Below are 25,082 nucleotides of genomic sequence, written 5' to 3'. Positions count from 1 at the left end.
CCTAAAATCATGCTTAAGTTACCAGCATTACCCAATAGGGCTTTTTTAGTTTCTACGGCATTGCCGCTAACGTTGATGATTCTCTAAGGCTGTAAAATCGTTGGCTGAGAGTTCTCTAAAAGGTCTGGATAATCCAGCGTGTAATGCAGGCCGCGGCTTTCTTTGCGTTCCATGGCGCAGCGTACAATGAGCTCAGCAACCTGCACTAAGTTTCTCAGTTCTAACAAATTGTTTGAGATGCGGAAATTGGCGTAATACTCGTCGATTTCCTGTTGAAGCATTTGGATGCGGCGCAGCGCGCGTTCCAAGCGTTTGGTGGTTCGCACAATGCCTACGTAATCCCACATAAACAAACGCAGTTCGTGCCAGTTATGTTGGATCACTACGCGTTCATCTGAGTTGTAAACCCGGCTATCATCCCATTCGGGTAGACGCGGTGCGAGGCTGGTTTGCGGTAGGCGTTGCAGAATATCCTGCGATGCCGACCAAGCATATACCACGCATTCTAACAGTGAGTTAGACGCCATTCGGTTGGCACCGTGCAGGCCGGTATAGCTGACTTCGCCAATGGCATATAACCCTTCTAAATCAGTTCTTCCTTGATGATCAACCATTACGCCGCCGCAGGTATAGTGCGCGGCAGGCACAATCGGGATCGGCTCTTTGGTGAGGTCTAAACCTAAATCCATCAGTTTTTCATAGATCATAGGGAAGTGCTGCGTGATGAAGTCTGCCGGTTTATGACTAATATCCAAATACATGCAGTCTGCGCCAAGACGCTTCATTTCGTGGTCAATGGCGCGAGCAACGATATCACGCGGCGCAAGTTCGCCGCGTTCGTCAAAGTCTGGCATAAACCGTGAGCCGTCAGGGCGTTTGAGGAATGCGCCTTCGCCACGCAAGGCCTCGGTTAATAGAAAGTTTCTCGCCTGCGGGTGGTACAAACAGGTGGGGTGGAATTGGTTAAATTCTAAGTTGGCAATACGACAACCGGCGCGCCATGCCATAGCAATGCCGTCTCCTGAAGAGATATCAGGGTTGGTGGTGTATTGATAGACTTTTGCAGCACCGCCGGTAGCTAATACCACTGTGCGAGCGCGCAGAGTTTCAACGCGTTCGAGTTCACGGTTCCAGACATAGGCACCTACCACGCGTTGGGTACCCGGTAAGCCGATTTTTTTTGATGTAATTAGATCGACGGCGTTGTATCGCTCGCAAACGCGGATGTTAGGATGCGCATTTGCTTTCTGTACTAAAGTGGTCTCTACTTCTTTACCCGTTGCATCTGCGCTATGCAGGATACGGCGATGGCTATGACCGCCTTCGCGAGTTAGATGGTAACGAGATTCGCCAGCGGGGCTCATTTCAGTATCAAACAGCACGCCCTGGTCGATGAGCCACTGCACGCAATCCTTTGCGTTACGAGCAATAAATTCAACCGCTGAGGGATCACACAGCCCAGCACCCGCGATCAGGGTATCCTGCACGTGCGATTCGATGCTGTCGGTTTCATCAAAGACTGCGGCGATACCGCCTTGGGCATAGAACGTGGCCCCCTCATTAAAGGGACCTTTGCTTAAAACGGTCACTTTGCAGTGATCGGCAAGACGTAAGGCGAGTGAAAGTCCGGCAGCTCCGCTACCGATAATCAATACATCGTTAAAATGCTCTGAATTTGATTGCATAGGTTGTGGTGTGTGCAGCTGAAAAGTGAAAATCATGTTAGCCTATGCCAACGTGTAAATGCACGGTTAATGAACAACGAATATAAAAACAGCATCGTACGGAACTTTTTAGTACGTATGAACTCTAAGCTAGTGCTTGCTCAGGATCGATTGAGACAACTGGCAGTACTATTTTTTCATGCGTGGAGAGAGATTTGAGGAGAGATTACCTCGGATGAGCGAGCAGTTAACGGATCAGGTGCTGGTCGAGCGAGTCCAGAAAGGAGATAAGAAGGCTTTTAACTTACTGGTAGTTCGCTATCAGCATAAAGTTGCGAGTCTCGTATCCCGCTACGTTCCATCAGGCGATGTTCCTGATGTCGTGCAGGAATCGTTCATCAAAGCTTATCGTGCGTTGGAGTCTTTCCGCGGCGAGAGTGCTTTTTACACCTGGCTTTATCGTATTGCTGTAAACACAGCAAAAAATTACCTGGTTGCTCAGGGGAGACGTCCGCCATCAAGCGATGTTGATGCCAGTGAGGCAGAAAACTTCGAAAGTGCGGGTGCATTGAAAGAAATTTCGAACCCTGAGAACTTAATGTTGTCAGATGAACTGAAGCAGATTGTTTTCCGAACCATAGAGTCTCTTCCTGAGGATTTGCGTATGGCAATCACCCTTAGAGAATTGGATGGTTTAAGCTACGAAGAGATAGCCGCCATCATGGATTGTCCGGTTGGAACGGTACGTTCTCGTATTTTCCGGGCGAGGGAAGCGATCGATAATAAAGTTCAACCGCTGATACAGCGTTAATTATGCGGGCACAGGAAGGGTATTTAGGCATGCAGAAAGAACAACTTTCGGCTCTGATGGATGGTGAAGTGCTGGACAGTGAACTGCTTGGTTCACTGGGTAAAGACGATGCGCTTCAACAAACGTGGAAGAGCTATCACCTGATACGTGACACCCTGCGCGGTGACGTGAGCGACGCTATTGATTTTGATATCTCCGATCGTATTGCCGCGGCGCTTGATGATGAACCAGTTCGCTTGGTTCCCAATGCAATTCCCGAATCCCAGCCTCAACCACATAGCTGGAAAAATATGCCGTTTTGGAACAAGGTTCGTCCTTGGGCCAGTCAAATCACCCAAATCGGTATTGCGGCCTGCGTTTCTCTCGCGGTGCTGGTGGGTGTGCAGCAGTATAATCAGCCAGTCGGTGGCGTAAGTGATTCGGATGCTCCTGCATTCAACACGTTACCTATGGGCGGCCAAGCTTCTCCAGTAAGTTTTGGTGTTCCTAATGAGAGCAGCAACGCCAATGGACAGCAGCAGGTTCAGCAGCAGCGTAAACGCATTAATGCGATTTTGCAGGATTATGAACTGCAACGCCGCCTGCATACCGAACAGTTGCAAATGGACAATGGTAATACTCAGGCGTCAGTTCAGGTGCCAGGAACTCTGTCATTAGGAACTCAGCAGCAGTAATGAAGCAACTTTGGTTCGCCATCAGCGTATTCGCTGGTAGCCTATTTGTTTCTAATATCGCCTCAGCGCAAGATTCGTCTGAGGCGATGTTGCAACAAATGAATGGCGCCAGTCAGTCACTCAATTATGAGTTAGCGTATATCAATATCACCAAGCAGGGGATTGAGTCGTTACGCTATCGTCATGCCATTTCTAATAATCAGTTGTTATCTCAGCTCTTGCAGATGGATGGCCCGCGCCGTGAGGTATTACTGCGTGGCAATGAAATCAGTTATTTTGAGCCCGGGCTTGAGCCATTTACGCTCAACGGCGATCACATTGTTGATGCGTTGCCATCGATAATTTTCTCCGATATTAAACAACTGAGTCAGTATTATAACTTTATCTCCGTCGGTAGAACCCGCGTAGCCGATCGCCCATGTGAGGTGATCCGCATCGTATCGCGTGATGGTTTGCGCTTTAGCTATATCGTATGGATTGACGAAAGTTCGAAATTGCCTTTGCGAGTCGATCTATTAGATCGTGATGGCGAAACGTTAGAACAATTCCGTGTGATCTCCTTTACGGTTGGCGATCAGGTTAGCGCTGCGATGGCGAGCCTAGCTCAGCTCACGCTACCACCGTTGCTGAAATTACCTGCAACGGATAAGGTTAACTTCAACTGGCAAACGTCTTGGCTCCCGCAGGGTTTCAAAGAGGTTTCACGCAGTCGTCGTACTTTGCCTTCACTCTCTGAGCCTGTAGAGTCACGCTTGTATAGCGATGGGTTGTTTAGTTTCTCTGTCAATATCAGCAGCGCCGCTGCTGGTGCTGCGGTGAGTGAGCAATTCTTGCGCCAAGGGCGTCGTACCATTCACACCGAAACGCGCAACAATACTGATATTACCGTCGTCGGAGAATTACCACCGTCAACGGCTAAACGTGTTGCAAACAGCATTACGCTCAATGGTCGTAAATCATGATGCGTGAATGGGCAACGGTGGCATCCTGGCAACAGGGTATCGCTACGCTAAACTGTGAGCAGCGCTCTGGCTGCGGTTCTTGCGGGGCGAAAAACACCTGCGGTACGGCGGTGTTGAATAAAATCAATCCTCAGTCGCAGCATCAGCTTCAGGTTGAAATTGCTCAACCGTTAGAACCAGGACAAAAAGTTGAGATTGGTATTACTGAAGCCAATCTGCTGCGTTCTGCGGTGTTAGTCTATCTCACGCCATTGCTCGGCCTTATCGTTGGCGGTGGCGTGGGGCAGTCATTTATGCATTCTGATGCATGGGCTGCGTTAGGCGCATTGGTTGGCGCTGGTGCTGGTTTCATGTTTGCGCGATTTAAGGCGAAAAAACTAAGTGACCGGCAAGATTATCAGCCGATCGTTTTGCAGGTAGGTTTGCCTCCATCCATGATCCGCACCCCCACGAATATCTAGGTTTTACTGGGTTCGATGTGTAGAATGCATCGAATCTGGCAAAATACCGCCAAACGTTAAACCATCGCTTTGAACCCATCAGTGTGTCCTTAGGCGAGTAATCTAGAAATCATCAGGCAAAATATCTTAATAATGAAGCGTATACGAAATTTCTCCATTATCGCACATATTGACCACGGTAAGTCGACACTGTCTGACCGTATTATTCAGATTTGTGGCGGTTTGACTGACCGTGAAATGGCAGCGCAAGTTCTGGATTCTATGGATCTGGAGCGTGAGCGTGGCATCACTATTAAAGCGCAGAGCGTAACGCTCGACTATAAAGCACTGGATGGGGAAACTTATCAGCTGAACTTCATCGATACTCCAGGACACGTTGACTTCTCTTATGAGGTTTCTCGTTCTCTGGCGGCGTGTGAAGGTGCATTGCTGGTGGTGGACGCAGGCCAAGGCGTTGAAGCTCAGACACTGGCGAACTGCTATACAGCCATGGAAATGGATCTGGAAGTTGTTCCTGTACTGAACAAAATTGACCTGCCAGCGGCCGATCCCGACCGGGCTGCTCAGGAGATTGAAGATATCGTAGGTATCGACGCGATGGATGCTGTGCGCTGCTCAGCAAAAACCGGCGTTGGTGTTCCTGAAGTGCTTGAACGCCTAGTTCGCGATATCCCTGCACCGGAAGGTGACCCAGAAGGCCCATTACAGGCGCTGATTATCGACTCATGGTTCGATAACTATCTGGGCGTGGTTTCTTTGATTCGTATTAAAAACGGCTCGCTGCGTAAAGGCGAGAAAGTGAAGGTGATGAGTACCGGTCAGGCCTATAACGCTGACCGTCTTGGCATCTTCACGCCGAAGCAGATCGACCGCGACGTACTAAACTGCGGCGAAGTAGGCTGGTTGGTGTGTGCGATTAAAGACATCCACGGCGCACCCGTAGGCGATACCTTGACGCTGGCGCGTAACCCAGCTGAAAAATCTCTGCCGGGCTTCAAAAAAGTAAAACCTCAGGTTTATGCAGGTCTGTTCCCTGTAAGCTCTGATGACTACGAAGCTTTCCGTGATGCGCTGGGCAAATTAAGCCTGAACGATGCGTCCCTGTTCTACGAGCCAGAAACATCAACCGCGCTGGGCTTCGGCTTCCGCTGTGGTTTCTTGGGCTTATTGCACATGGAGATCATTCAGGAGCGTCTGGAACGTGAATACGATCTAGACTTGATCACAACGGCACCGACGGTTGTGTATCAGATCCAAACGACCAGTGGTGAAGAGATCTTCGTTGATAGCCCGTCTAAGCTGCCGCCAATCAACAATATCGAAGAGCTGCGTGAGCCGATCGCTGAATGTCATATGCTGTTACCACAAGAGTACCTTGGTAACGTTATTACGCTTTGTATTGAGAAGCGTGGTGTTCAGACTAATATGGTTTATCACGGCAATCAGGTTGCGCTCACCTATGAAATACCGATGGCAGAAGTGGTGCTCGATTTCTTCGACCGCCTCAAGTCTACATCGCGTGGTTATGCGTCGCTGGACTACAGCTTCAAGCGTTTCCAGCCGTCTGACATGGTTCGTGTTGATGTGTTAATCAACAACGAACGTGTGGATGCGTTAGCACTGATCACTCATCGCGACAACGCGCAGTATCGTGGTCGTGAACTGGTTGAAAAAATGAAAGAACTGATCCCGCGCCAGCAGTTTGATATTGCGATTCAAGCGGCTATTGGGAATCAGATCATTGCACGTGCAACGGTTAAGCAACTGCGTAAAAACGTTCTTGCTAAGTGTTACGGCGGCGACGTCAGCCGTAAGAAAAAGCTGCTGCAGAAGCAGAAAGACGGTAAGAAACGTATGAAGCAGGTCGGTAACGTCGAACTGCCGCAGGAAGCCTTCTTGGCCATTCTGCATGTAGGTAAAGACTAAAGTTCTATGATGAGCGGCACCGATTGAGGTGCCGTTATCATTGAGAGGCTTATGCCCAAATAGATTTCAACGCAGTTAAGTTTGAAGTCTCGGGGTTATTTAAGGAGTTATTGGCATGGCCAATATGTTCGCTCTAATTCTGGTGATTGCAACGTTGGTTACCGGGGTGATTTGGTGTATCGACCGTTTCAAGTTGGCTCCGGCGCGTCGGGCCAAGATCGCGGCGATTAACGCCCAAACGGTTGACGGTTTAGATAAACAGACCGCTAAAGAGGCTGTGAAAACGTCAGGTTGGATTGAAACCTGTGTTTCCGTTTTCCCTGTTTTAGCGCTGGTTCTGATTATCCGCTCATTTATATATGAGCCTTTCCAGATCCCATCAGGTTCAATGATGCCGACGCTGTTGATCGGCGATTTCATTCTGGTAGAAAAGTTTGCCTATGGAATTAAAGAACCTGTAGCGCAGCACACGATTATTCCAACCGGACATCCTAAACGCGGCGATATCGTGGTATTTAAATATCCACTGGATCCACGTTTGGACTATATCAAGCGTGCTATCGGCTTGCCGGGCGATAAAGTGACTTACGATCCATACAGTAAAGAAGTCACGGTTTACCCTGCCTGCCAAACAGGGCAGAACTGCGACAAGTTATTGCCCATTACCTACAGCGCGGCTGAGCCAAGCGAATGGGTACAGACCTTTGGCCAAATGGGTAATGGCGAGGCCAGCAGTGGCTTCTTCCAAATCCCGTTGGATCAAAACGTGGATGATGGATACCGCATGAGCGAGCGAAAAGAAACGCTGGGTACCGTTACTCATCGTATTATGACAGTGCCTCAGGCGCAGGACATAATGTCACGTTACTACCGTCAGCCGGGCCAGCCACAGGGCGTTTGGGTAGTACCTGAAGGTCATTACTTCATGATGGGCGACAACCGCGATAACAGCGCCGATAGCCGTTATTGGGGCTTTGTTCCTGAGCAGAACCTCGTTGGTAAAGCGACGGCAATCTGGATGAGCTTTGAAAAACAGGAAGGTCAGTGGCCAACCGGTGTTCGCCTGAGTCGTATTGGTGGAATTCACTAATTTCCTGCTTATCATTCACGCTGTGGGTATCTTCCTACAGCGTGAAATCAGCGTGACGTTTTAACCAGCATTAAAATATGCGCCTAAACTTATTTCCGTTGCATTAATAGCTAGGCAACTTCAGCGAATAAGGCATATTACCGCAGCATTATATTTTCAGTCGTTGTAGAATACCCCTTCGAGCGATAAAAAGTTGGCTTCCGATCTGGAAGCCACTGCAAACGAAACAGCTTTGGATTGGCTAACGGCAAGCAGGCCTGTTCCGTATGCTGCGGTTTTTGACGCATTCTAGATCTATTTGGTATCTCATGAATCCCATCGTAACTAACCGGCTTCAAAAGAAGCTGGGCTATACTTTTCAACAGCAGGAGCTGTTATTGCAGGCATTGACTCATCGCAGTGCCAGCAGCAAACACAATGAACGTCTTGAGTTTCTGGGCGACTCAATTCTTAGTTTCGTTATTGCCAATGCGCTGTATCACCGCTTCCCGCGGGTTGATGAGGGCGACATGAGCCGCATGCGTGCTACTTTAGTACGTGGGAATACGCTGGCAGAAATGGCACGAGAATTTGATTTGGGGGAGTGCCTGCGTCTTGGGCCGGGTGAGCTAAAAAGTGGTGGTTTCCGCCGCGAATCTATTTTAGCTGACACCGTAGAAGCGTTAATTGGCGGCATTTTCCTGGATAGTGATATCCAAACGATTGAACGACTGATCCTTGATTGGTACCGCTCACGCTTGGACGAGATTAGTCCAGGTGATAAGCAAAAAGACCCGAAAACGCGTCTGCAAGAGTTCTTGCAGGGACGCCATCTGCCGCTGCCATCTTATTTGGTGGTGCAGGTTCGCGGTGAAGCACACGATCAAGAATTTACTATTCACTGTCAGGTCAGCGGCCTGAGCGAACCGGTTATCGGTGTTGGCTCAAGTCGTCGCAAGGCCGAGCAGGCAGCGGCTGAACAAGCGCTGAAACAGCTGGAGCTTGAATGAGCGAAGAAACAACTTATTGCGGATTTATTGCCATCGTTGGACGTCCTAACGTTGGCAAATCGACATTGCTGAACCAACTGCTGGGGCAGAAGATTTCGATCACCTCGCGTAAGCCACAAACGACCCGCCACCGCATCATGGGTATTCACACGGAAGGGCCATATCAGGCCATCTACGTGGACACCCCCGGGTTGCATATTGAAGAAAAACGCGCCATCAACCGTTTGATGAACCGCGCAGCCAGCAGCTCAATCGGTGACGTTGAGCTGGTGATTTTCGTTGTTGAAGGGACGCACTGGACCGCCGATGACGAAATGGTCGTGAATAAACTGCGTGATTTGAAAGCGCCGGTTATCTTAGCGATCAACAAAGTCGATAACGTTCAGGATAAAGCGGCTTTGCTGCCTCATATCCAGTTCCTCAGCGAACAGATGAACTTTATGGACGTGGTTCCAATCTCTGCTGAGAAGGGAACGAACGTAGATACCATCGCCAGCATTGTGCGTAAAAAACTGCCGGAAGCGATCCACCACTTCCCAGAAGAGTACATTACTGACCGCTCACAGCGCTTTATGGCGTCTGAAATCATCCGCGAAAAACTGATGCGTTTCTTGGGCGAAGAGCTGCCGTATTCCGTTACCGTTGAAATTGAACGCTTCGTTTCTAACGAACGCGGTGGTTACGACATTAACGGTCTGATTCTGGTTGAGCGTGAAGGCCAGAAGAAGATGGTTATCGGTAATAAAGGCTCAAAAATCAAGACGATTGGCATTGAAGCTCGCCAAGACATGGAAGCCATGTTTGAAGCTAAAGTCCATCTTGAGCTGTGGGTTAAGGTTAAATCCGGTTGGGCAGACGACGAACGTGCGCTGCGTAGCTTGGGTTATGGTGAAGATCTCTAAGAGATCGCGCCTATGGAAGGTTGGCAACGCGCATTTGTGTTACATGGGCGTCCCTACAGTGAAACCAGTCTCCTGTTAGACCTATTTACTGAAGGGCACGGACGTGTTCGTCTGTTGGCGAAAGGCGCACGTAGCAAACGCTCAAGCCTCAAAGGCGCGTTACAACCTTTTACGCCGCTGCTGGTTCGTTGGGGCGGGAAAGGGGAAGTCAAAACCCTACGTAATGCTGAGCCTGTTTCGTTAGGGCTACCGCTGACGGGCATTTCGCTCTATAGCGGTTTATATGTCAATGAGCTGGTTTCCCGCGTGCTTGAGCAGGAAACCAACTACTCTTCGTTATTCTTCGATTACCTAAACTGTTTACAAAACTTGGCGGCAACCGTTGGTTCTCCTGAGCATACGCTGCGTGAATTCGAGCTCGCTTTGCTGGGTAATCTTGGTTATGGCATCGATTTTCTGCACTGCGCTGGCAGCGGCGAACCGGTCTCTGATGAGATGACCTATCGCTACCGTGAAGAGAAAGGGTTTATCGCCAGCTTGCTGGTCGATCAGCTCAGCTTTACCGGCCGTGATTTAAAAGCGTTGGCCGAACGTAGATTCCCTGATCCACTCACGCTGCGTGCGGCTAAACGTTTTACGCGTATGGCGCTGAAACCCTATTTAGGCGGAAAACCGCTAAAAAGCCGTGAACTGTTTCGCCAATTTGTTGGAAAACGCCCTGTTAAACCGGCTTCAGCTTAAAATTTCACTGTCCCCTACATCGCCATAATTCTGTCTGACCCTATCCCGCTAAGTTCGGTGTACACTGATGCGAACTAAGCCTTATTTTGTCTGTAATCTCTGACTTAAACGTTTTCTTAAGAGGATTTGTCATGGCTGATTTACTGTTGGGCGTCAACATCGATCATATCGCAACCCTGCGCAATGCGCGTGGCACCCAGTATCCAGACCCTGTTCAAGCGGCTTTTATTGCTGAGCAAGCAGGGGCCGATGGGATCACCGTGCATCTGCGCGAAGATCGCCGTCACATTACCGATCGCGATGTGCGTTTGCTGCGCCAAACTATTCAGACGCGGATGAATCTGGAAATGGCGGTTACCGATGAGATGATCGATATTGCCTGTGAATTGAAGCCGCATTTTTGTTGCTTGGTGCCTGAAAAACGCCAAGAAGTGACGACTGAAGGCGGGCTAGACGTTGCGGGTCAGTTGGATAAAATGACCGTCGCCGTGGAGCGTCTAACTCAGGCGGGTATTTTGGTATCGCTGTTTATCGATCCCGACCAGCGCCAAATTGAAGCCGCAGTGAGCGTTGGCGCGCCCTATATTGAAATTCACACCGGTGCTTATGCCGATGCAGAATGCGAACTAAAGCGTCAGGCAGAATTTGAGCGCATTGCCCAAGCCGCGCGTTTTGCCAACGAACGAGGCTTAAAAGTGAATGCGGGCCACGGTTTGACCTATCATAACGTCCTACCGATTGCTGCATTACCTGAAATGCATGAGCTGAATATCGGCCACAGTATTATTGGTCGAGCGGTGATGAGTGGTTTGCCTGAGGCCGTGAGTGCGATGAAACAGCTGATGTTGGAAGCGCGTCGCTAATGGCTGTTTTAGGTTTGGGCACCGATATTGTCGAAATTTCTCGCATTGAGGCTGTGGTCGAGCGCAGTGGCGATCAAATGGCGAAACGCGTATTGGCGCCCGCTGAATGGGAGCAATACTGCGCTCATCAGCAGAAAGTTCGTTATTTAGCCAAGCGTTTTGCGGTTAAAGAGGCTGCCGCTAAGGCATTTGGCACCGGTATTCGTAACGGGCTGGCCTTTGCTCAGTTTGAGGTTTACAACGATACGCTGGGCAAACCGATACTGCGTTTACACGGGCGTGCCGCCGAACTGGCGCAGGAAATGGGGATTACGTCTATTCACGTTTCTTTAGCTGATGAACGCCGCTACGCCTGCGCAACCGTGATTGTTGAAGGGTAATTGTTGAAGGGTAATTGTTGCTGAAGAGCTGAGGAATAGCTATTTAGTCGCTAGCGCTCAATCATCGTTCTACGAGTGATTGAGCGCCCAACAACGCTAGCCGTTCAGTTTCTCCTGAGCGGCTTTCTCCACGTTTTCAATTTCGTCGAGTAACTCCATCCACTCCGGCTCTAAATCACCCACCGCAATATCATGACGCAGCTGTTGTTCGATATAACGGCAAAGGCGTTTCAAACGTGGAAGACCGCTGTAACTGCAGCTACCGTGCAGTTTGTGGATAATATCTACTATCGCCGGATCCTGATTGCCTTCGAGCGCCGCTTCCACCTGTGTTTTGACCTGTGGAAGGAACTCCAGCAGCATCTGCAATAAATCCCGTGCCAGATCTTCTTTATTCGCCGCCTGTCGCAGTGCCATATCCCAATCTAGCGTTACATCGCTATCGGCTTCGACTGATACCGTGGCGGTATGTGGCTCTTGCCCGTTAGGATCGCGATAGTAACGCGCTAGCAGCTGGCGCAGCATATTTTCATCGATGGGTTTTGCCAGATAGTCATCCATTCCTGCGCGGAGTAGGCGCTCACGTTCACCGTTAATCGCATGTGCCGTTACGGCGATAATCGGCGTATCAATATAGCGCGGTATTTTGCGGATTAATTCACTGGTACGAATGCCATCCATTTCAGGCATTTGAATATCCATCAGGATGATGTCTAAACGATGCTCTTTAGCTTGAGCAATCGCTTCTTCACCGCTATTGCACAGAATAATTTGTTCGACCAGCTCACCTAACAGCGCCCCAATCAGCTTAAGGTTGGCCGGGTTATCATCAACCGCCATGACGTTCAGCGGCAGACGTTCAACCTTCTGCTCAATCACTACCGGCGCACGTTTCGGCAGGCTATTATCCAGCAAAATAGGCAGCAGGCGATTACTGGTTAGCGGTTTCGCTAAACAACTGCGTACTCCTTCTTCTTTCAATTCATCACTATAGAGCAGCTTGTGGCTCGGCATCGCAAGGATCACGCGGTTGGCTAATGACAACGCGGTTTTCAGCTTATCGCGACCCTGTTCATCATCATAGGTGAAGTTAACCGGCAGCCCCACCAGTAGGATATCGTAGTGAGAGTCAGGAATAACCTGTGCCAGAAGCGGGCTGTAGCTCACCTCCAGCGGCGTCGCCTGAAGTAAGTCCAAGGTACATTGCGCGGCAACCGGATTTGACTCGACATAAAGCAGTTTTTGCCCGGCCAATCTCTGCATCGGGAAGTGACTTGCCGGCGCGTTATGGTTGAGTTCTAACTGAATGTGGAACCAGAATGTAGAGCCTTTGTTCGGCTGGCTATGGAAACTAATATCCCCACCCATTTCATTCACCAGTTTCTGGGTGATAACTAAGCCCAATCCGGTGCCGCCATGGCGGCGAGAAATACTGGCATCTGCCTGACGGAATGCTTGGAACAGCTGTGATTGCTGGCGTTCTGAGATACCAATACCGGTATCGTGCACCAATACTTCAAGCTCCACCTGATGTGGGGTGGCGCTGCGTAGCTCAATGCGAATATCGATATTCCCTTTCTCGGTAAATTTAATCGCATTGCCTAATAGGTTAGTAAGGACTTGCTGTATGCGCATCGGGTCGCCGATCACATGTTCGGGAACATCGTTACGAATATTAAGGGTAAGCTCAATGCCTTTTTCGTGTGCGCTAGGAGCAAGCAGAACGGTAACTTCGTCGATGGTTTCACGCAGCAGGAAAGGAATATGTTCCAGCACCAGTTTACCGGCTTCAAGCTTCGAGAAATCAAGCACATCATTGATGATGGTCAGTAGATTATTCGCAGAACGCTCAATGGTTTGCAGGTAATCACTTTGGGTCGCATTGAGCGGGGTTTTCAGAACTTGTCGGGTAAAGCCGATAACCCCATTGAGCGGTGTACGCAGCTCATGCGACATATTGGCCAAAAACTCGGATTTAATTCGCGCGGCTTCCTGAGCGCGTTTTTTAGCTAAATCTAATTCTACGTTTTGAATTTCCATCTGCTCGAGCGTTTCACGCAGGTCAGAGGTGGCCTGATCGATATTTTGCTGCATCTCTTCGTGGTAGGCCGTCAGAGACATCGCCATCGAATTAATACCGTTTTTGAGCATATCCAGCTCACCCAGCATATGGCCTTCTACGCGACTGTCGAGCTGCCCCCGACGAATGCGGTCAACGGTGTTAACCATGTTACGGATAGGCCCTGTGACATCGCGCATCAGCCGGTAGGCAAACAGCAAGGCAATACACATACAGATAATCAGCAGCAACGTAGCAACAAATACTTCTTTGTATTGCTGTAAGCGCACTGAACGCAGATCCAATTCAACCGCGATATAGCCAAGGTGCGGGTTTTCGGCGCTGGTGGAGTCGATAAATCTGTCTTCCGAGATGATCGGTGTGCGCAGGATTAACGAATCCCCATGCTTGGAAAGCATCAGGTCGTTAGGCATAGGCACCCCTTTGGGGAGCTGTAGCAGCGAATAGTTATGGTGATAGTTTGAGGTAACGAACAGATCGTTGTTATCGTCGAAAACGGCGATGGAGCGCACAATATCGGAATGACGGCGATGCAGAAGGCCAATCAGCTGTCGCACCGCTTCACGACTGCGGAAGGTCATACCGTATTCGCTCGCCACGGCAAGCGGCTCAATGATACTGGCACCGGAATCCACCAATTGTGCTTGTAACTCATTGTATCTATGAACAACAAAGAAGGTGCTGAGCAGCAAACCAATCAATAAAGTGGGGGCTAAAATCAGTACCATCATGCGCGCACGCAGGCTGTATTTGGTCATGTGGGTCCAATGTGGGAGAATTGGTGGCAGATATCATTATTAGCGAAAGCTAAAACCAACGACAAATCGATAAAACATGGCTCAATTTTACTCTCCGGGACGCCGTGTGGCGACCCGACAAACCATAACTGTGACGGCAACCGACCTTGATCCCTTTGGCCAAGGAGTTGCACGCCACAATGGTAAAGCTATCTTTATTTCCGGCCTATTGCCAGATGAGCAAGCCGAAGTCACTTTAACCGAAGAAAAAAAGCAGTTTGCTCGCGCCAAAGTGAAGCGTTTACTCACTCGCAGCCCAGAGCGCGTAGCGCCGCGCTGCCCGCATTTTGGTGTCTGTGGCGGCTGCCAGCAGCAGCATGCCAGCGAGGCCCTACAACAGCGAAGTAAATCGGCTTCTCTTCAACGCCTGATTAACCGCGAAACGGGTTTGGATATCATACCAGAATCCGTTATTAGCGGGCCAGAATACGGCTATCGTCGGCGTGCGCGTTTAGGATTGCAATTCCTGCCTAAACAACAGCAGCTGGTGATGGGGTTTCGCAAGTCAGGTTCTAATGATTTAGTGCCTGTTAAAGCATGCCCTGTATTAGCACCTGCGCTGGCATCGCTTTTGCAACCGCTGCATGAGTGTTTGGCCGGGATGAAGGCCGTTCGCCGTTTAGGCCATGCTGAACTTGTGCTGGCTGATAATGGTCCCGTAGTGGTATTGCGCCATCTTGAACCGTTGAAAGAACAAGATTTGGCTCGTTTGCACAATTTTAGTGCGCAGCATCGCGCTATGCTCTACCTACAAGGTAATGAAGACGATCTGATTAAGCTGTGCGATGACACACCGTTTTATCAAGTCGACGGGCTACGATTATTTTTTAGCCCAAGAGATTTCATTCAGGTTAACGACGCGGTGAATCAACGAATGGTTGCGCAGGCGTTGGAATGGTTAGCAGTAGAATCGACCGATCGCGTGTTAGACCTGTTCTGCGGGATGGGCAATTTCACATTACCCTTAGCAAAACGCGCAAAACAGGTGGTCGGCGTTGAAGGTGTTGCTACGCTGGTAGCAAATGGTCTGTATAATGCCCAGATTAATGCATTGAATAACGTCGAATTCTTCCAGCACAACTTGGAGGATGATGTGACTCGGCAGCCATGGGCTAAACTTGGATTTGACAAAGTGTTGTTGGATCCAGCGCGTGCCGGTGCCGCAGGCGTTATGGATCACATTGTTAAACTAGCACCGCAGAAGGTGGTTTATGTTTCCTGTAATCCCACCACGCTGGCGCGTGACAGTCAGATTTTAATCGCAGCGGGTTACCGAATGGAACGCGTGCGAATGCTAGATATGTTTCCCCACACGGGGCATTTAGAGTCGATGGCGTTGTTTGTTGCGTCGTAGTACGGCTCAAGTTGATGAGTAAAAGGGAGAGGATATGGTTGCGGTAAGAAGTGCCCATCTAAATACGGCTGGTGAATTTGCCCTTGATGAGTGGGTGAAGAGCCTAAATCTGTCGAACCAGCAGTCGTGTGAGCGTCTCTCTGCAACTTGGCGTTATTGTCAGCAAAAAACACTTAATCATCCCGATGCGGCATTATTACTGTGGCGCGGCGTTGAGATGGTGGAAATTCTCTCCACGCTCAGTATGGACAACGACAGTATGCGCACCGCGCTGCTGTTTCCGCTGGTGGAAGCCAAAGTCATCGATCGTGAAACAGTCGAGGAGGATTTTGGCACAGAGATCACCAATCTGGTACATGGCGTGCTGGAAATGGATGCAATCCGCGCGTTAAAAGCCACTCAAAATGACTCCGGTGCCTCTGAGCAGGTGGATAATATCCGCCGCATGCTACTGGCCATGGTGGAAGATTTCCGCTGCGTGGTGATAAAGCTCGCTGAGCGTATTGCTCATCTGCGCGAAGTCAAAGATGCGCCGGAAGAAGAACGCGTATTGGCGGCCAAAGAGTGCTTCAACATCTATGCACCGTTGGCAAATCGTCTGGGGATTGGGCAGCTAAAGTGGGAGCTAGAAGATTTCTGCTTCCGTTATCTGCATCCAGATGAATATAAAAAGATTGCCAAGCTGTTGCATGAACGCCGTATCGATCGTGAGCAGTTTATCGATGATTTTGTTGAAGCGCTGCGCAAGGAAATGGCCAAAGAAGGTGTCAAAGCCGAGATTTATGGCCGGCCAAAACACATCTACAGTATCTGGCGCAAAATGCAGAAAAAGGCATTGGCGTTTGATGAGCTATTTGACGTCCGAGCGGTGCGCATCGTGGTTGAACGCTTGCAGGATTGCTACGCGGCATTGGGGATAGTGCACACTCACTATCGTCATCTGCCTAATGAATTTGACGACTATGTGGCTAACCCGAAACCTAATGGTTATCAGTCGATTCATACCGTCGTTTTAGGCCCGCGCGGTAAAACGCTAGAGATTCAAATCCGGACACGCCAGATGCATGAAGATGCCGAGCTGGGCGTTGCTGCGCACTGGAAATACAAAGAGGGGCCGCAGGCCGCAGGTCGTTCCGGCTACGAAGGTCGAATTGCGTGGCTGCGTAAACTGATTGCATGGCAAGAAGAGATGGCCGACTCTGGCGAAATGCTGGATGAGGTACGCAGCCAGGTATTTGACGATCGCGTTTATGTGTTTACGCCAAAAGGCGACGTTGTGGATCTCCCTGCGGGCTCAACACCGCTCGACTTTGCTTACCATATTCACAGCGACGTAGGCCATCGCTGTATCGGTGCTAAAATCGGTGGTCGCATTGTGCCATTCACCTATCAGCTGCAGATGGGCGATCAGGTTGAAATTATCACTCAGAAGCAGCCGAACCCAAGCCGTGACTGGCTGAATCCAAACCTTGGTTACGTTACAACCAGCCGTGGACGCGCCAAAATCCACAACTGGTTCCGCAAACAAGATCGGGACAAAAATATCCTCGCAGGCCGCCAAATTCTAGATGATGAGCTTGAGCGCTTGGACATCAGTCTGAAAGAAGCTGAAAAGCTTCTGATCCCTCGCTATAACGTCAACTCGATGGATGAGGTTTTGGCGGCGATAGGCGGCGGCGATATCCGCGTTAACCAGATGGTCAACTTCCTGCAGGGCAAAACCAATAAGCCAAGTGCGGAAGAAGCTGACCGTGAAGCGCTAAAACAGCTTACGCAAAAAGGCCAATCTCAGTCACGTAGTGATAAGAGCAGTGGGCGCGTTGTGGTGGAAGGTGTGGGTAATTTAATGCACCACATAGCACGCTGCTGTCAGCCGATCCCTGGTGATGAAATTATTGGTTTTATCACTCAGGGGCGCGGCATCTCAATCCACCGTTCAGACTGCGATCAGCTTAATGAACTACGCTCGCATGCACCGGAACGTATCATCGATGCCGTATGGGGCGAGAGCTACTCCAGTGGCTATTCGCTGGTGGTACGTGTGATGGCCAATGACCGTAGCGGCCTGCTACGTGATATCACGACTATTCTCGCTAATGAGAAGGTTAACGTGCTAGGTGTTGCCAGCCGTAGCGATACCAAAAAACAGCTGGCAACGATTGATATGGATATCGAAATTTACAACCTGCAGGTGCTTGGACGTGTGCTGGCGAAATTAAACCAGTTACCGGATGTTATCGATGCGCGCCGTTTACACGGTGGAAAAACAGAGAAATAGCCAGTGAAAAAATAGAGGCGTCGTTACTCGTCGCCTCTATTTATATTAAGATAATTCTATTTCCAATAAAAATCCTATCAAACCAGCTCTAACCAATAATATATTATTGAATTTTAAATTATAGTTTTATTCTTTATTTATCAGTCTGTTATCATTTTAATTTTAGCTATCCATCGTAATTTTTGTTTCATGAAAATTCTCATTTTATGAGTCTCATAATGCATCTCTGGATAATTATTTACATCTGATTTATGATCAAATATATATTCACTGAGCATGCGATCTCAGTTGTGACTTTTAGACAATAATCTTAAAGAGAATAATCTACTCATGAGAAAATTCTGGTTCGGCTTATGAGCTCAAATAATCTTTTTTTTCGTTTGTTAAGTCAGCGTCAAGATGTAATAACGGTTATCTTGTTCGTTATCAGCGCAGCCTGTTTTACACTTTTTTATTACAAAACTGAAACAACAGTTAAGCAGATGGAGTTTTTGTTGAAACTCTCCAGTGCCCGCAGCGACTTCCTCTCTCTTTCCGCGTCTACGTTTTATAATATAGATAATCAAAAAACGAATAAGCAGCTTAAAGACAGCCAATTACAAGCTTTGCAGTTAAGCTATTCAAACTATATTAATTTGCTGCACACTTTTTCAATTCCAGGGCGCTTAAAAGAGAGAGAAGAAACAGCATCAAACGAATTATTTAATCGCGTTATTAATGCTCGGCATGGCGATTCTGGCATCATGGTATTACCGCAAAATACCCAAAACTTCAGAGCCATCATCGAAGAGTCGTTAGAGGAAATAAAATATACATTCCATTGGCAGCTAATACTGTTGATCTTGATCCCTTTTTTTATTGCCGTGATCCGCACGCTGCATGGGCTCTACTATATAGATATCTTTGATAAGATGAACAAAGACTATTATATGGATTTTTTGACCAAAGCCTATAATCGTCGCTATATTCCTAAGATTAAAAAACGAGCTGACTTAGACTATATTCTTGCCATCGATATCGATCATTTTAAACAAATTAATGATAGCTATGGGCATGATATTGGTGATGAAGCTTTGTACAAGTGTACAAAGATCATGCAGGGTAATATCAAAGCAAGTGATATTGTTGTTCGAATGGGGGGCGATGAATTTGTTGTCTTTTTGTTTAATGCCTCCCTAAAGGATGCCAAACATGTTACTGAGCAAATTTTACATGATATTAATGATGAGAAACTCTATATTTCTGAGAGCGTGACGGCAAAAATGACTGTTTCAATTGGTGTTGCGAAGTTTGACGACGATATTTCCACGACAATGAAACTGGCAGATGTTAACTTATACGAGTCGAAGAGTCGCGGTAAGAAACAGTTCACCTTCTGAGCACTAGTTCGTATGAAAAAAAATAAATTGGCGTTTATAGAGAGCTACTCTCTCAAGACGATTGTCCTGTCGGTATTTGTATTTTTTACCACGTTTATTGTCATCTTTATTCTTTATCTCCAGTTTCAGCAAGAGAACCATGCGCTGAATCGGATGAGCGAAAAGGTCATCACGTCTAAAGGGGAAACGGTAAAAAGCATGCTGGAGCACTATATCAACGTGCCTAAGCAGTCGAATGCCGCCGTAGCCACGTCACTGAAAGCCATGGATTTCAGTGAAACCAGCGATCAAATGCCGTTTATAAAAGAAATTCTCCTTCAAACTATGGGACGGATTTTTTCGGGTGATAAGTATTTAAGCATGGTTGCGCTTGGCACGAGGGATGGCCATTATATCGGTGTTGGTCGGAATAATATTACGGATAAAGAATACCTCATCCTGAAGTCGCGAGTCACTCTGGGCAGGCTGAATTACTACAACGGCCTTTCTCAGGATGAAAAACCAAGAGAAAGCATTGAAAACTATGACGTCAGCCAACGACCTTGGTTTCGCTATGTTGATGAAAGTAAACAATCCTCGTGGACCAAAGCCTATCGAGACTTTAACTCGGATAGCGGCATCAGCATCTCTTTTAGCTCTCCCGTATATGACAAAAAAAATCGCTACATTGGCGTTATCTCAAGCGATCTGCGCTTAAGCCGATTTAGTCGCTATCTGATGGAACTGACAAAAAATGAAAACAACGTCATTTTTATTGTTAATGGTTCTAATCAGATTATTGCGTCCTCTAAAGATGATTATCTCATTTCCGATCTCGCATTTGGTATTGCCGATCAGGACGGTGGCGGGCTGGTTTCGGTCATGGACAGTACCGATCCGTTAATAAAATCGACGGTTAAAATCCTGCAAAATAACCCTAGCGAAGTGGAGCGTATTCAGTCCGGTAGCTCAATGTATTTTGGCAAAGTGATGCCGGTAGGCAACGATCTTAATTTGCCTGGATGGCGGATCGTTGTGCTCTCAGCCCAAGATGATTTAACCGGTGATTTACTGAGCAACCGTATTATTACTATTATTCTTTCGGTCATTATATTTGCACTGGGTTCATTGATCGCGGTGAAATTACTCTCGATGGTAACGAACCCTATATTAGATATTGCGCGGCAAGCGCCGATGATTGCTCGACGAAAATGGAAACCCAGTCTGAATCATCAGGCTCAATTTTCTGAAATTAGAGTGCTGAATACCGCCTTTGCACAAATGTCGGATGAGTTGGAAGGTATGTTCCTTAAGCTAGAAAACCAGCTCAATATTGATGAGGATACTAAACTTCTGACGCGCAGGGGCTTGCTGGGCAAGTTTCGAGAATGTCATGAAGAACAGGGCGGTTTTGCGATTGGATTGCTTGCGATTGTTGGTTTAAGTAATTTTAATGCTATCACTAGTAGTTTAGGGCGCAGCTACGGTAGAGATTTTGTTTCGCGCTTTATTCAAGATCTACAGGCTATTTTACCCGCGGGGACATGGCTTGCACGGGATGCCGAAGAGCGGTTTATTATTTGCTATCCGGGCGTAAAAACGCAGGATTTCTGCTTAGCAGAGCAACATAAGTTTGAGCGTTTCTTCAGAGGATTAGACGTAGAGCATGATGCAGACGGGCAGGTATATGCGGGAAATACCGGTTTTGTGCATGACGTTATCAATCCGAGCACGCTTAATGACAGCATCATGGATGCTTATATTGCGCTGAAATTTGCCTGCAGCAAAGGCAACGGCTACAGCATGTTATACCACTCGGATATTCGTGCTGAAGAAATCCTCAATATTAATATGTTGCGTCATCTAAAGAGTGCGCTGGCGCTGAATGAGTTCTTCTTGGTATTCCAGCCGATTGTGAATTTGACCACGCGTCATATTACCGGTGCTGAATGTTTAATTCGTTGGCGCAATGCAGAACTTGGCATGGTTGGCCCCGATCACTTTATTCCTTTGGCGGAAGATACGGGGTTTATTGTTCCTCTAGGCGCATGGGTTTTAGATAACGCCTGCATGCAGCTGAGTGAAAAACTCTCCAGCGGTGAGTGGCCAAGCGACTTTAAACTGCATGTGAATATTTCGCTGGTACAGCTTATGCAGCAAGATTTTGCCCACACACTTTTTGCTACGATGGCTCGGCATAATATTGCGCCACACAACATCTCGATCGAAATTACCGAAACGAGCATGATGAAAGAAACCGATATTTTGATGGAAACCATCAGCACTATCCGTCGCGGGGGCGTTTCCGTTGCCATTGATGATTTTGGTTCAGGTTTCTCAAGCCTTTCTTATCTGCATAAGCTTGAATTTGATACCTTAAAAATCGATAAAGATTTCGTTAGCGATGTTCTCACCGATAGCCGCAACGAATCGATTGTGTCGGCGGTGGTCCGGCTATCCCACGGATTTAATGTCCCATTGGTGGCCGAAGGGGTTGAAACGGCGGAAGTGGCCGACAAACTACAGGAAATGGGGTGCCAAAAAGCACAGGGGTATTACTTTGCTCGGCCGATGCCGCTCAGCGAGTGGCCGGATATTGGAAAGGTCTTGCCATAGTCAGGTGATACGCTTGCTGGCTCAGGTGGTGGGTTTCGTACGCTAAGGACTCCAATAGAGATAGGCGAACGAAACCTTACACCGTCATCATGCTGATGCCGAGTCAATCTCAAATCTGCCCCTTCGGTACAATATCTTCATTGAAACTCAGTCGTTTGCGACCGGCTTCCTCTTCTCGCAGCGGTTCAACTTCACGCAGCGTTTCTTTGCAGCGGATCACTAATTCTTGATATTCGCGGGTGCCCGCACGCTTCCAACTCAATTCCTGTTCGCTTAACTCCCGTACCACGCGGGCAGGGCTGCCAACCACCAGTTTATTTGCGTCAAATTTTGCGGCGGCTTTCACAAAAGCAGCAGCCCCAATAATGGTGTTTTCGCCGATATCAGCGCCATCCATCACCACGGCATTCATGCCCACGAGCGCATTACGCCGAATGCGACAGCCGTGCAGAATTGCGCCGTGGCCGATATGCCCATCGATTTCCACCACGGTGTCCTGCTGTGGGAACCCATGCATGACGCAGTTATCTTGAATGTTCGCCCCGTCTTGCACTACGATTCGGCCAAAGTCGCCACGCAGACTGGCATTAGGCCCGATGTAGACGCGTTTGCCGATAATCACATCGCCAATTAATACGGCGGTAGGATGAACGAAACTACTGCTGTCGACTACCGGAGTTAAACCATCAATCTGATACACGGGCATCGTTAAATCTCCTTAATGTGTAAGGCTTTATCGGGGTAATCCGCCAAAGCGGCGATAGTAGGCGACCGCTGGCTGGGGGAGTTCTCCGATGGTGGTTTCTGTTTTCTCACTCACATAGCGCGTGGCGGCATGGTCGATGCGTTGGTAAATATTGATACATAGATTACGGGCGATCTGTCCTTCCCACTGATTCGGCAAGAGTGCATCCGGCAACAGCGGATCTTTCAGAACTACGCGGCGATAGTAGTGGATTAGCAGCAAACGCAGCTGAAAGCAGCGTTCGGGAGTGAGTTCTTCTTCTGGTGTATCACGCAGCAACGTCATGAGTGGGCGAAACGATGCGATAAATTCATGATAATACTCTGCAACTTCATTCAGGGACCAGCTGGCGGAAACCAGCTCTTTTAAACTCTGTTCTGAGCGGTTATAGGGATAGTCAGCACGGAAATAGATAACTGATTCGCTGGCGTTGAGTTCGCTTAACATAGCTGGAACATCGCTCTGTTCCCGTGCTGGCGCCGCCATCAGCGAACTGTTCATTTGACCAAAACCAAGCCAGCTGAGCGCCTTTTTCAGCCGAACTCGCTCTGCTTTACTTGCCATTTCGAGTAACAACAAATCCCACTGTCCATCCCATTCTGGCTGTTCACTGAGATAGATTTTGCTTTCTGCATGACGAAACTGATTCATGCCGCGTTCGGTGACGCGATAGAAGCTGCGACGGCCTAATTTTATGACGTCCAGCCATCCCTCTTTTTGCAGCCGAAAAATGGAGGTACGGACAAAGCGATCGCCAAACCCAAGTGGCTCAAGCAGCGCACTTAGGCTACCTAACCAAACCTCACCGCCGCGATGGCTGAGTGCATCGCCATACAAAGAGATAATCAGTGACGTACCGCTGATCGGCTGGGCATCCAGCGCATGACGAATAAAGTCGTCAATTTTGTGTTCCATTATTCTTCACCGGTCAGTTTTTAGTGTGTCATCACAGTAGCATAACCGGATGAAAAGTTGTGGGATCTTCCAACCCGCGCAGAACGGTTCCCTCCCCTGATAAGGGGAGGGTTAGGGTGGGACTGGGTTATTACCGTCCCCGACAATCCACCACGCGAACGGCTTTACCCTCGGAACGTGGAATATCACCGCAGTTTACGATGCTGACCTGGGTACTCACGCCAACCATCGATTTAATATGGTGGCGCAGCTGATGGCAGATATCACAGCGCTGATCGTGGTTGAGAACGTTAGGTTCCTTCAGTTCAACTTTGACTGACAGGTTATCTAAATTACCTTTGCGCGTGACTTCCAACTGGTAGTGCGGCGACAGCTCGCGGAACTTCATAATCTGTTCTTCAAGCTGAGAAGGGAACACGTTTACGCCGCGAATAATCAGCATATCGTCGGATCGACCGGTGATCTTATCCATGCGCCGCATATTGCGTGCCGATCCCGGCAACAAACGGGTAAGATCGCGGGTGCGATAGCGGATCACTGGCATCGCCTCTTTGGTTAGCGTGGTGAAAACCAATTCTCCGGCTTCACCGTCTGACAGCACTTGGCAGCTATCGGGATGAATGATCTCAGGGTAGAAGTGATCTTCCCAGATAGTTGGACCGTCGGCATATTCTGCGCACTCCATCGCGACGCCTGGGCCCATCACTTCAGACAGTCCATAAATATCTAGTGCTTTGATCCCCATACGGGTTTCGATTTCGCTACGCAGAGAATCAGTCCAAGGTTCTGCGCCGAATACGCCCAAGCGCAGTGAACACCCGCGGGCATCGCCGCCCATTTTGCGCTCGAGTTCGTCAATCAGCGTCAGGCAATAAGAAGGCGTGACCATGATGACATCGGGTTTGAAGTCGAGAATTAACTGCGCCTGTTTTTCCGTTTGCCCGCCGGACATTGGGATCACGGTTGCACCGAGTCGCTCAGCGCCGTAATGCGCGCCTAATCCCCCGGTGAATAGCCCATAGCCGTAGGCCACATGAATTTTGTCTTTGGCTGTGGCTCCCGCGGAACGCAAACAGCGGGCCACAATATCCGCCCAGTTATCGATATCCTGTTGGGTATAACCGACAACCGTTGGGCGACCGGTCGTTCCCGACGACGCATGCACGCGAACCACTTGCTCCATCGGTACCGCGAAGGTGTCGAAAGGGTAGTTATCACGCAGATCTTGCTTGGTGGTATAGGGGAATTTCGCAATATCGCTCAGTTGCTTAAAGTCATCAGGATGAACGCCAGCCGCATCAAATTTACGTTTGTACATCGGCACGTTGTTATAGGCGTGATGCAGCGTCCATTTCATACGTTCCAGCTGCAATGCCTGAATTTCATCACATGAGGCGAATTCAATCGGGTCAATGTGCGGTAATGTCTTAGTCATGTTTGCCATTCCTGATAGTATTTTTCTTAGTATTTGAATCG

At 48.7% G+C, this 25,082-nt stretch carries 20 protein-coding genes; 15 read left to right on the top strand and 5 right to left on the bottom strand.

The window, feature by feature from the left end; translation table 11 throughout:
• Nucleotides 1-83: 83 nt before the first annotated feature.
• Nucleotides 84-1,685 (bottom strand): L-aspartate oxidase, encoded by a 1,602-nt coding sequence (gene nadB / locus BN1044_RS06145; protein WP_175421589.1) that lies wholly within the window; start codon nucleotides 1,683-1,685, stop codon nucleotides 84-86.
• A 214-nt stretch (nucleotides 1,686-1,899) separates the two neighbouring features.
• Between nadB and rpoE the strand changes: the two genes are divergently transcribed.
• The 11 genes from rpoE to acpS all read left to right on the top strand — a co-directional run bounded on the left by rpoE (nucleotide 1,900) and on the right by acpS (nucleotide 11,463).
• Entirely contained in the window at nucleotides 1,900-2,475 is a 576-nt protein-coding gene (gene rpoE / locus BN1044_RS06140; protein WP_008812634.1) for an RNA polymerase sigma factor RpoE, read from the top strand.
• Nucleotides 2,476-2,504: 29 nt separating this feature from the next.
• On the top strand, nucleotides 2,505-3,149 hold the full coding sequence (rseA, locus tag BN1044_RS06135; protein WP_072307971.1) for an anti-sigma-E factor RseA: 645 nt from the start codon (nucleotides 2,505-2,507) through the stop codon (nucleotides 3,147-3,149).
• Nucleotides 3,149-4,111 (top strand): sigma-E factor regulatory protein RseB, encoded by a 963-nt coding sequence (gene rseB / locus BN1044_RS06130; protein ID WP_072307970.1) that lies wholly within the window; start codon nucleotides 3,149-3,151, stop codon nucleotides 4,109-4,111. The genes rseA and rseB overlap by 1 nt, the downstream gene beginning before the upstream one ends.
• Complete coding sequence (rseC, locus tag BN1044_RS06125; protein ID WP_040046817.1) at nucleotides 4,108-4,572, top strand: SoxR-reducing system protein RseC; 465 nt, start codon at nucleotides 4,108-4,110, stop codon at nucleotides 4,570-4,572. Before rseB ends, rseC begins: the two co-directional genes overlap by 4 nt.
• Before the next feature lie 132 nt (nucleotides 4,573-4,704).
• Nucleotides 4,705-6,498, top strand: coding sequence for a translation elongation factor 4 (gene lepA / locus BN1044_RS06120; RefSeq protein WP_072307969.1), 1,794 nt, complete (start codon nucleotides 4,705-4,707; stop codon nucleotides 6,496-6,498).
• 115 nt (nucleotides 6,499-6,613) lie between these two features.
• Nucleotides 6,614-7,588 (top strand): signal peptidase I, encoded by a 975-nt coding sequence (gene lepB, locus BN1044_RS06115; RefSeq protein WP_072307968.1) that lies wholly within the window; start codon nucleotides 6,614-6,616, stop codon nucleotides 7,586-7,588.
• A 308-nt stretch (nucleotides 7,589-7,896) separates the two neighbouring features.
• A complete protein-coding gene (gene rnc, locus BN1044_RS06110) occupies nucleotides 7,897-8,577 on the top strand; it encodes a ribonuclease III (protein WP_008812639.1) in 681 nt (226 codons plus the stop codon).
• Nucleotides 8,574-9,479: a GTPase Era gene (era, locus tag BN1044_RS06105; protein ID WP_025800534.1), complete on the top strand. Its 906-nt coding sequence runs from the start codon at nucleotides 8,574-8,576 to the stop codon at nucleotides 9,477-9,479. The genes rnc and era overlap by 4 nt, the downstream gene beginning before the upstream one ends.
• 12 nt (nucleotides 9,480-9,491) lie before the next feature.
• A complete protein-coding gene (gene recO, locus BN1044_RS06100; protein WP_025800535.1) occupies nucleotides 9,492-10,220 on the top strand; it encodes a DNA repair protein RecO in 729 nt (242 codons plus the stop codon).
• Nucleotides 10,221-10,351: 131 nt separating this feature from the next.
• On the top strand, nucleotides 10,352-11,083 hold the full coding sequence (gene pdxJ / locus BN1044_RS06095) for a pyridoxine 5'-phosphate synthase (protein ID WP_025800536.1): 732 nt from the start codon (nucleotides 10,352-10,354) through the stop codon (nucleotides 11,081-11,083).
• The gene (gene acpS / locus BN1044_RS06090; RefSeq protein WP_072307967.1) at nucleotides 11,083-11,463 is read left to right on the top strand and encodes a holo-ACP synthase; all 381 of its coding nucleotides are present in this window, start codon (nucleotides 11,083-11,085) and stop codon (nucleotides 11,461-11,463) included. The genes pdxJ and acpS overlap by 1 nt, the downstream gene beginning before the upstream one ends.
• Before the next feature lie 96 nt (nucleotides 11,464-11,559).
• Here acpS and barA read toward each other — a convergent pair whose 3' ends face one another.
• Nucleotides 11,560-14,301: a two-component sensor histidine kinase BarA gene (gene barA, locus BN1044_RS06085; RefSeq protein ID WP_072307966.1), complete on the bottom strand. Its 2,742-nt coding sequence runs from the start codon at nucleotides 14,299-14,301 to the stop codon at nucleotides 11,560-11,562.
• 76 nt (nucleotides 14,302-14,377) lie between these two features.
• Here barA and rlmD point away from each other — a divergent pair, with 76 nt between their 5' ends.
• From rlmD to BN1044_RS06065, 4 genes are all read left to right on the top strand, one after another.
• Entirely contained in the window at nucleotides 14,378-15,694 is a 1,317-nt protein-coding gene (gene rlmD, locus BN1044_RS06080) for a 23S rRNA (uracil(1939)-C(5))-methyltransferase RlmD (protein ID WP_072307965.1), read from the top strand.
• Between the two features lie 34 nt (nucleotides 15,695-15,728).
• The gene (gene relA, locus BN1044_RS06075; protein WP_072307964.1) at nucleotides 15,729-17,972 is read left to right on the top strand and encodes a GTP diphosphokinase; all 2,244 of its coding nucleotides are present in this window, start codon (nucleotides 15,729-15,731) and stop codon (nucleotides 17,970-17,972) included.
• 353 nt (nucleotides 17,973-18,325) lie between these two features.
• Nucleotides 18,326-19,351, top strand: a complete 1,026-nt coding sequence (locus BN1044_RS06070) for a GGDEF domain-containing protein (protein WP_072307963.1) — start codon at nucleotides 18,326-18,328, stop codon at nucleotides 19,349-19,351.
• Nucleotides 19,352-19,363: 12 nt separating this feature from the next.
• Nucleotides 19,364-21,946 (top strand): bifunctional diguanylate cyclase/phosphodiesterase, encoded by a 2,583-nt coding sequence (locus BN1044_RS06065; RefSeq protein ID WP_072307962.1) that lies wholly within the window; start codon nucleotides 19,364-19,366, stop codon nucleotides 21,944-21,946.
• 109 nt (nucleotides 21,947-22,055) lie between these two features.
• On the opposite strand, the gene paaY is transcribed toward BN1044_RS06065, so the two are convergent.
• The 3 genes from paaY to paaK form a co-directional block, all read right to left on the bottom strand.
• Complete coding sequence (paaY, locus tag BN1044_RS06060; protein ID WP_025800543.1) at nucleotides 22,056-22,652, bottom strand: phenylacetic acid degradation protein PaaY; 597 nt, start codon at nucleotides 22,650-22,652, stop codon at nucleotides 22,056-22,058.
• Between the two features lie 27 nt (nucleotides 22,653-22,679).
• Nucleotides 22,680-23,606 carry a phenylacetic acid degradation operon negative regulatory protein PaaX gene (paaX, locus tag BN1044_RS06055; RefSeq protein WP_072307961.1) on the bottom strand — a complete coding sequence of 309 codons (927 nt, stop codon included), beginning with the start codon at nucleotides 23,604-23,606 and terminating at the stop codon, nucleotides 22,680-22,682.
• A 130-nt stretch (nucleotides 23,607-23,736) separates the two neighbouring features.
• Nucleotides 23,737-25,041, bottom strand: coding sequence for a phenylacetate--CoA ligase PaaK (gene paaK / locus BN1044_RS06050; RefSeq protein ID WP_072307960.1), 1,305 nt, complete (start codon nucleotides 25,039-25,041; stop codon nucleotides 23,737-23,739).
• Nucleotides 25,042-25,082: the final 41 nt, after the last annotated feature.

Origin of the sequence: Hafnia alvei (genome assembly GCF_900095695.1) — a bacterium.
GTDB lineage: Bacteria > Pseudomonadota > Gammaproteobacteria > Enterobacterales > Enterobacteriaceae > Hafnia > Hafnia alvei_B.
This window is presented reverse-complemented; position numbering and strand designations above follow the sequence as displayed.